The sequence below is a fragment of the Paracoccus versutus genome, assembly GCF_000763885.1.
In the GTDB taxonomy this organism is placed as follows: Bacteria; Pseudomonadota; Alphaproteobacteria; order Rhodobacterales; family Rhodobacteraceae; genus Paracoccus; species Paracoccus versutus.
In genome coordinates this window covers 111,728-118,712 of the sequence record NZ_JRKO01000004.1, presented here as the reverse complement: position 1 = coordinate 118,712, position 6,985 = coordinate 111,728, and the positions used below count along the sequence as shown (strand labels likewise).

The 6,985-nt window shown below is 69.0% G+C and carries 7 protein-coding genes; 6 read left to right on the top strand and 1 reads right to left on the bottom strand.

The features are described from left to right. The coding region (gene ccmI / locus IT40_RS02970; protein ID WP_036750372.1) for a c-type cytochrome biogenesis protein CcmI at window positions 1-445 on the bottom strand (445 nt) is incomplete at its 3' end. 203 nt (window positions 446-648) lie between these two features. Here ccmI and IT40_RS02965 point away from each other — a divergent pair. The 6 genes from IT40_RS02965 to IT40_RS02935 all read left to right on the top strand — a co-directional run bounded on the left by IT40_RS02965 (window position 649) and on the right by IT40_RS02935 (window position 6,952). Then, entirely contained in the window at window positions 649-1,920 is a 1,272-nt protein-coding gene (locus tag IT40_RS02965) for a sarcosine oxidase subunit beta family protein (RefSeq protein ID WP_036750370.1), read from the top strand. Between the two features lie 157 nt (window positions 1,921-2,077). Further along, a complete protein-coding gene (locus IT40_RS02960; protein ID WP_036750368.1) occupies window positions 2,078-2,332 on the top strand; it encodes a hypothetical protein in 255 nt (84 codons plus the stop codon). A 301-nt stretch (window positions 2,333-2,633) separates the two neighbouring features. Beyond that, entirely contained in the window at window positions 2,634-2,999 is a 366-nt protein-coding gene (locus tag IT40_RS02950) for a sarcosine oxidase subunit delta (protein ID WP_036750362.1), read from the top strand. Next, window positions 2,996-5,929 (top strand): sarcosine oxidase subunit alpha family protein, encoded by a 2,934-nt coding sequence (locus IT40_RS02945; protein WP_036750359.1) that lies wholly within the window; start codon window positions 2,996-2,998, stop codon window positions 5,927-5,929. Before IT40_RS02950 ends, IT40_RS02945 begins: the two co-directional genes overlap by 4 nt. Continuing rightward, window positions 5,922-6,440 (top strand): sarcosine oxidase subunit gamma, encoded by a 519-nt coding sequence (locus IT40_RS02940; protein WP_036750356.1) that lies wholly within the window; start codon window positions 5,922-5,924, stop codon window positions 6,438-6,440. Before IT40_RS02945 ends, IT40_RS02940 begins: the two co-directional genes overlap by 8 nt. A gap of 59 nt (window positions 6,441-6,499) precedes the next feature. Beyond that, complete coding sequence (locus IT40_RS02935; protein ID WP_036750353.1) at window positions 6,500-6,952, top strand: hypothetical protein; 453 nt, start codon at window positions 6,500-6,502, stop codon at window positions 6,950-6,952. Window positions 6,953-6,985 lie beyond the last annotated feature (33 nt).

Below are 6,985 nucleotides of genomic sequence, written 5' to 3'. Positions count from 1 at the left end.
GGCGGGGGGCCTGCGCCTCGGCCTCGGCCTGGCTGGGGCGGGTGTCGTAAAGCTCCTGCGCCTGGGCGATGCGCTGCGCGATGGGGGCGTCGGGCCGGTCGGGCTGGCCCAGGCGCTGGTAGGTCAGAAAGGCCCCGCCCAGCAGCACGGCCAGCAGCGCCAGCGCCGCCCAGCCGCCGGCGCTGCGCCGGGTGGTGCCGGCGCGTTCCAGCGCGCGGTCGGCGGCCAGCACCTTGCGCCCGATCTCGACCCGCAGCCGCTCGGCATCCGCCGCGTCGATCACGCCGCGCTCCAGATCGCGCTCGACCTCGCGCAGCTGGTCGCGATAGATTCGCAGGTCATAGGCGGCGGCGGGCTCGGCCGCCTCGCCCTGCCGGCGCAGAAGCGGCGCGGCGATGGCCACGGCCACCACCCCCGCCAGCGCGGCGCAGATGATCCAGAACATCGGCTTCCTCTCTTTGGCTGGTCCGGTGATAGCGGTTTTCCGCTGGCCGAGAAAGTCAAAGCCCTGCGACAAATCGCGAACTGGACCGCGGGACATCTGCGCCGACCCCTGACGCAATTCGACAATCGCCCCGTCGCAACGCGGCTTGCCCGAAAACCGCCCTCGCTTCACTCTGCATGGATCGAGTCGCAAGAGGTTCCCCCATGCCCGCATCTGCAAGTTCCAGCACCGGCCGCTATTCGGTCTTTGCCATCGCGAAAGAGGCGATGCGGCTGCATACCGGCTGGAAACGCGCCTGGGCCAGCCCCGAGCCCAGGAAGAAATACCAGGTCGTCATCGTCGGCGCCGGCGGCCACGGCCTGGCCACCGCCTATTACCTGGGCAAGAATTTCGGCATCACCGACGTCGCGGTGATCGAAAAGGGCTGGCTGGGCGGCGGCAACACCGGCCGCAACACCACCATCATCCGGTCGAACTACCTGCAAGACCCGTCGGCGGCGATCTATGACAAGGCGCTGAAGCTTTATGAAAACCTGTCGCAGGATCTGAACTACAACATCATGTTCAGCCCGCGCGGCCTTCTGATGCTGGCGCAGACCGAGCATGAGGTGCGCGGCTACAAGCGCACCGTCTATGCCAACCAGCTGCAGGGCGTGGCGACCGAATGGGTCAGCCCCAAGCGCATCAAGGACATGCTGCCGATCATCAATATCGAGGGGCCGCGCTATCCGGTCCTGGGCGGGCTTTACCAGGAACGCGGCGGCACCGCCCGCCACGACGCCGTGGCCTGGGGCTATGCCCGCGCCTGCTCGGCCATGGGCATGCATATCATCCAGAACTGCGAAGTGACCGGCATCGAGACCGAAAACGGCCAGGTCAGGGCGGTGAACACCGGCAAGGGCCGGATCGAATGCGACAAGCTGGCGCTGATCGCCGCCGGCCACAGCTCGGTCCTGGCCGAGATGGCGGGCTTCCGCCTGCCCATCGAATCGCTGGCGCTGCAGGCGCTGGTGAGCGAGCCGATCAAGCCCTGCTGCGACCTGGTCATCATGGCCAACACCGTCCACGGCTACCTGTCGCAATCCGACAAGGGCGAGATGGTGATCGGCGGCGGCACCGACGGCTTCAACAACTACACCCAGCGCGGCTCCTGGCACCATGTCGAGGAAACCGTGCGCGCGCTGATCGAGACCTTCCCGATGCTGTCGCGGCTCAAGATGCTGCGGCAATGGGGCGGGATCGTCGACATGACCGGCGACCGCTCGCCCATCCTGTCGGCCACGCCGGTCGGCAACATCTTCGTCAACTGCGGCTGGGGCACCGGCGGCTTCAAGGCCATCCCCGGCTCGGGCTGGGCCATGGCGGAACTGGTGGCCAAGGGCCAGCCCGGCCCGCTGGCCGCCGATTTCGGGCTGAACCGCTTCGTCCAGGGCCGCTTCATCGACGAAAGCGTCGCCGCGGGGGTGGCGCATTGATGCGCAGCGCGGGCATGATCCTGCCGGCGCATGCGGTTTTTGGGCCGATTTTTGCCCAAGTGCCGGTTGCGGCGGAAAATTTTTCGCAAGGGTTGGGAAACTGTTCCTCGTCTGGTGAATTGTTGGATTACGTCACCATGACCAAGGAGTTTTCTTCATGGCCGAACAGAACAAGAGCAACCTCTGGCTCATCGTCGGCGTCGTCGTCGTCGTGCTGGTCGTCATTTACTGGTTCGTGTCTTCAGGCACCGAGCCAACCGCGACCGAGCCGCCGACCGCGCCGGCCGTCTCGTCCGAACCCGCACCGGTCGATGACGGCGCCGTCTCGGTCGAGCCGCCGGCCGATGCTGCTCCGGCCGATCCCGCTGCTCCCGCCCCGGCCGAGCCTGCCACCCCGGCTCCGGCCAACTAAGGCGCCCCTTTCGGCGCCTTCGGGCGCCCTCTCTCTCCAGGGCCGGGGGGCGATTTGCCCCTCGGCTTCTGGCCATGCCGTGTTCGGCGGCCGCGCGGGCTGCCCCGGCGATGACCTGCTGCGCCCAAGCGCGGCGCACCCGCGCCCCCTCTCTGCAAGCCGCAAAGCCCGCGCCGCCGCGCCGGGCATTGCCGGCTGCGCGCCCTCCACCGATCTTTCGCTTTCCATTGCCGCCATGCGCGCCCGGCCGACCCCCTGGGCGCCGGCCCGCCTGCGCGTCCTGCCGCCCAAGGAGTGATCCATGCTGACCCTGACCTGTCCCTATTGCGGCGTCGCGGCCGAGGAAACCGAGCTGCAGCCCGGCGGCGAGGCGCATCTGAAGCGCTTCGGCCCCGGCTCGTCCGATGCCGAGTTCGAGGCCTATCTGTTCGCCCGCAAGAACCCCAAGGGCGTGCATTTCGAACGCTGGCGCCATGCCTATGGCTGCGGCAAGTGGTTCATGGCGGCGCGTGACACCGCCACGCTGCAGGTCTTTGGCACCTACAGCGCCCAGACCCCGCATCCCACGCCCGAGATCGTCGCCGCAGTCCAGGCCGTCCGCCCGGATTGGCAGCCCGACTGGACGCCCGCCACCGCCGAAACCCCCGCCGAAAGCCTGAACGCATGACCCAGACCGGACCCTTCCGCCTGCCGCGCGGCGGCCGCCTGATCGACCGCGCCTATCAACTGCCCTTCCGCTTCGACGGCCGCCAGATGCGCGGGGTCGCGGGCGACACGCTGGCCTCGGCCCTGCTGGCGAACGGCCAGCTGATGATGGGCCGCAGCTTCAAGTATCACCGCCCGCGCGGCCCGATCGCCTCGGGCGCGGAAGAGCCGAACGCGCTGCTGGGCCTTGGCCAGGGCGGCCGGTTCGAGCCGAACCAGCGCGCCACCACCACGCCGCTGGTCGGCGGCATGGCCACCACCAGCCAGAACTGCTGGCCCAGCCTGAACGCCGACATCGGCGCGATCAACAACTGGATGTATCGCTTTTTCCCGGCGGGCTTCTATTACAAGACCTTCATGCATCCGCGCCCGTTCTGGAAGCATGTGTTCGAGCCGATCATCCGCCGCTCGGCCGGCCTGGGCAAGGCGCCGACCGAGGCCGACCCGGACAAGTACGAACAGGCCTATGCCCATGTGGACGTGGTGGTCGTCGGCGGCGGCATCGCCGGGCTGACCGCCGCCCGCGACGCGGGCCGCGAGGGCAAATCGGTCTGGCTGGTCGAGCAGACGCCGCATTTCGGCGGCCGCACCCCCACCGACCATGCCGAGGGCCAGGCCCGCGTCGATGCGCTGCTGGCCGAGCTGCGGGGGATGGCCAATGTCACCCTGCGCCGCTCGACCCAGGCGACCGGGCTTTACGACCACGGCTATCTGCTGGTGCGGGAATCGCTGGCCGACCACGACCCGAACGCCGGCATTCCGCGCCAGCGCCTGTGGCGCCTCCGCGCGGGCCATGTGATCGTCGCCACCGGCGCGCTGGAGCGGCCGCTGAGCTTTGCCGGCAACGACGTGCCGGGCGTGATCCTGGCCTCGGCCGTGCGGGATTACATCGACAATTACGGTGTGGCGCCGGGCCGCCGGATCGTCGTCGTCACCAATAACGACGATGCCTATCGCACCGCGCTGGTGGCGCTGGATGCGGGGCTGGAAGTCGCCGTGGTGATCGACGCGCGCAGCACGGCCGAGGGCGCGCTGCCCGCGGCTGTCCGCGCCCGCGGCGTGCGCGTCCTGACCGGCTGCGCCGTTGCCGGCATCAAGGGCGGCCAGGCGGTCGAGGCGGTCAAGATCTGCGCCCATTCCGGTTCGGGCCAGGTGACCGAGACCGTGGATGCCGATTGCGTCGCCATGTCCGGCGGCTGGTCGCCGGTGGTCCACCTGTGGAGCCATTGCGGCGGCAAGCTGAACTGGTCCGACGCGCAGTCGATGTTCGCGCCCGATCCGAACCGCCCCCCGACCGGGGCCGACGGCAAGGCGATGGCCAGTTGCGTGGGTGCGGCGGCGGGCGACCTGCTGGTCTCGGAGTTGACCGGGGCGCAGGCCGAGGCGGCGACCATGCCGGTCTGGGTCATGCCGGCCCACGCCACGCGCAAGATGAAGTTCAAGATGTGGCTCGACTTCCAGAACGACGTGAAGGTCTCGGATGTCGAACTGGCCGCGCAGGAAGGCTATCACAGCGTCGAGCATACCAAGCGCTACACCACGCTGGGCATGGCGACCGACCAGGGCAAGGTCAGCAACATCAACGGCCTCGCCGTGCTGTCCAATGCGCTGAACCAGCCGATCCCGGCCACGGGCACGACGACCTTCCGCCCGCCCTATACGCCGCTGACGCTGGGCACCATCGCAGGCGAGGCGCGGGGCGAGATCTTCCAGCCCTTGCGCAAGACGCCGATGCATGGCTGGCACGAGGCGCAGGGCGCCTTCTTCGAGCCGGTGGGCCATTGGCGCCGCCCCTATTGCTACCCCAAGGGCGGCGAAAGCCATGGCGACGCGGTGGCGCGCGAGATCCGCGCGGTGCGCGCCTCGGTCGGCACGCTCGACGCCTCGACCCTGGGCAAGATCATCGTCAAGGGCCCGGATGCGGGCAAGTTCCTCGACATGATGTATACCGGCATGATGTCCACCCTGCCGGTCGGCAAGTGCCGCTATGGCCTGATCTGCAACGAGAACGGCTTCCTCATCGACGACGGCGTGGCCGCGCGGCTCAGCGAGGACACCTGGCTGGTCCATACCACCACCGGCGGCGCCGACCGCATGCACGGCCATTTCGAGGACTGGCTGCAATGCGAATGGTGGGACTGGAAGGTCTGGACCGCCAACGTCACCGAGCAATGGGCGCAGGTCGCGGTGGTCGGCCCCAAGGCCCGCGTGCTGCTGGAGCGGCTGGGCGGCCAGATCGACCTGTCGCCCGAGGCGCTGCCCTTCATGGGCTGGATCGAGGGCGAGATCGCCGGCATCCCGGCGCGGGTCTATCGCATCAGCTTCTCGGGCGAGCTTTCCTTCGAGGTGGCGGTGCCCGCGAACCGGGGCCTGGAGCTTTGGGAAAAGCTGCATGAGGCCGGGCGCGACCTGAACATCACCCCCTACGGCACCGAGGCCATGCACGTCATGCGCGCCGAAAAGGGCTTCATCATGATCGGCGACGAAACCGACGGCACGGTGATCCCGCAGGATCTGGGCATGTCCTGGGCGATCAGCAAGAAAAAGACCGACTATATCGGCAAGCGCGCGCAAGAGCGCAGCTTCATGACCGATCCCGGCCGCTGGAAGCTGGTGGGCCTGGAAAGCCTGGACGGGCGGGTGCTGCCCGACGGGGTCTATGCGGTCGACCAGGGCGTGAACGCCAATGGCCAGCGCAAGGTGCAGGGCCGCGTGACCTCGACCTACATGTCGCCGACGCTCGACCGGCCCATCGCCATGGGCCTGGTGCGGCAGGGGCCGGACCGCATGGGCGAGGTGCTGGAATTCCCCGTCGCGGGTCAGGAAAGCTACAAGGCGCGGATCGTCGATCCGGTCTTCTATGACAAGGAAGGGAGCCGGGCGAATGGCTGAGGCACTGGCGAAGATCTCTCAGGTGCAGGACTGGGGCATGATCCAGATCCGCGCCGACCTGGCGCGGGCGGGCGATGCCATCGCCGGGGCGGCAGGGGTCGCGCTGCCCGAACAGGGCCGCATCACCACCGACGGCAGCCGTTCGCTTGGCTGGATGTCGCCGGACGAGCTGCTGCTGATCCTGCCGCGGGCCGAGACGGCCGAGGCGCTGGCCGCGTTGCAGGACGCGCTTGCGACCGAGCATGCGCTGGCGCTGGATGTCAGCGACATGCGCGCGGTGTTCCGCATCCAGGGCGCCCGCGCGCTGGACGTGCTGATGAAGCTGTGCCCGACCGACCTGGCGGCCATGCCCGAGGACGGGCTGCGCCGCACCCGCGCGGCCCAGGTCGCCTGCGGCATCTGGCGCGAGCCGGGCGGCTATGTGCTGATCGGCTTCCGCTCGGTCACGGACTATCTGCGCGGCATCCTGACCGGCGCGGCGGCGCCGGGCACGCAGCTTAGCCCGCGCTAGGACTTGTGGCCGCGGCAGGGCGGCGTATGGATGGGGGTGAAAGCCACCCGGTTGATTCCATGCGTCCCGCCCTGCCTCTGCCCATTCTTCTGGCCGGCCTGATTTTGCCGGTTCCCGCCGCCATGGCGCAGGACTGGGGGCAAGAGCCGCCGGTGGTGATGATGTGCCAGATCATCGACCACAGCGGCACCGGCTGGGTGCCCGAGTTCATCATGATGACCCGCCAGACCTCCGGCCCGCGCCAGGGCCGGATCGAGGTTTTCGACCCGATCCTGCAACGCATCCTCGGCCAGCCGATCGAGGCCAGGATCACCGCCGACGACCGCACCAGCCGCACCTATGGCTGGGCGCTGGCCGGGGTGCGCAATGCCTCGGGGCAGCGGACCGAGCGCCTGGACTACCGGCTGACGGTGCAAAAGGCCGATGGCAGCGCGCGGGTGACGGCGACGGCGCTTGGCTATGACAATGTCATGACCGGGACCGGGGCCTGCGGCTCGCCCGGCGGGGGATAGGGCAGGAACCCGCGCCGCCTTGAAGGCGTTTAG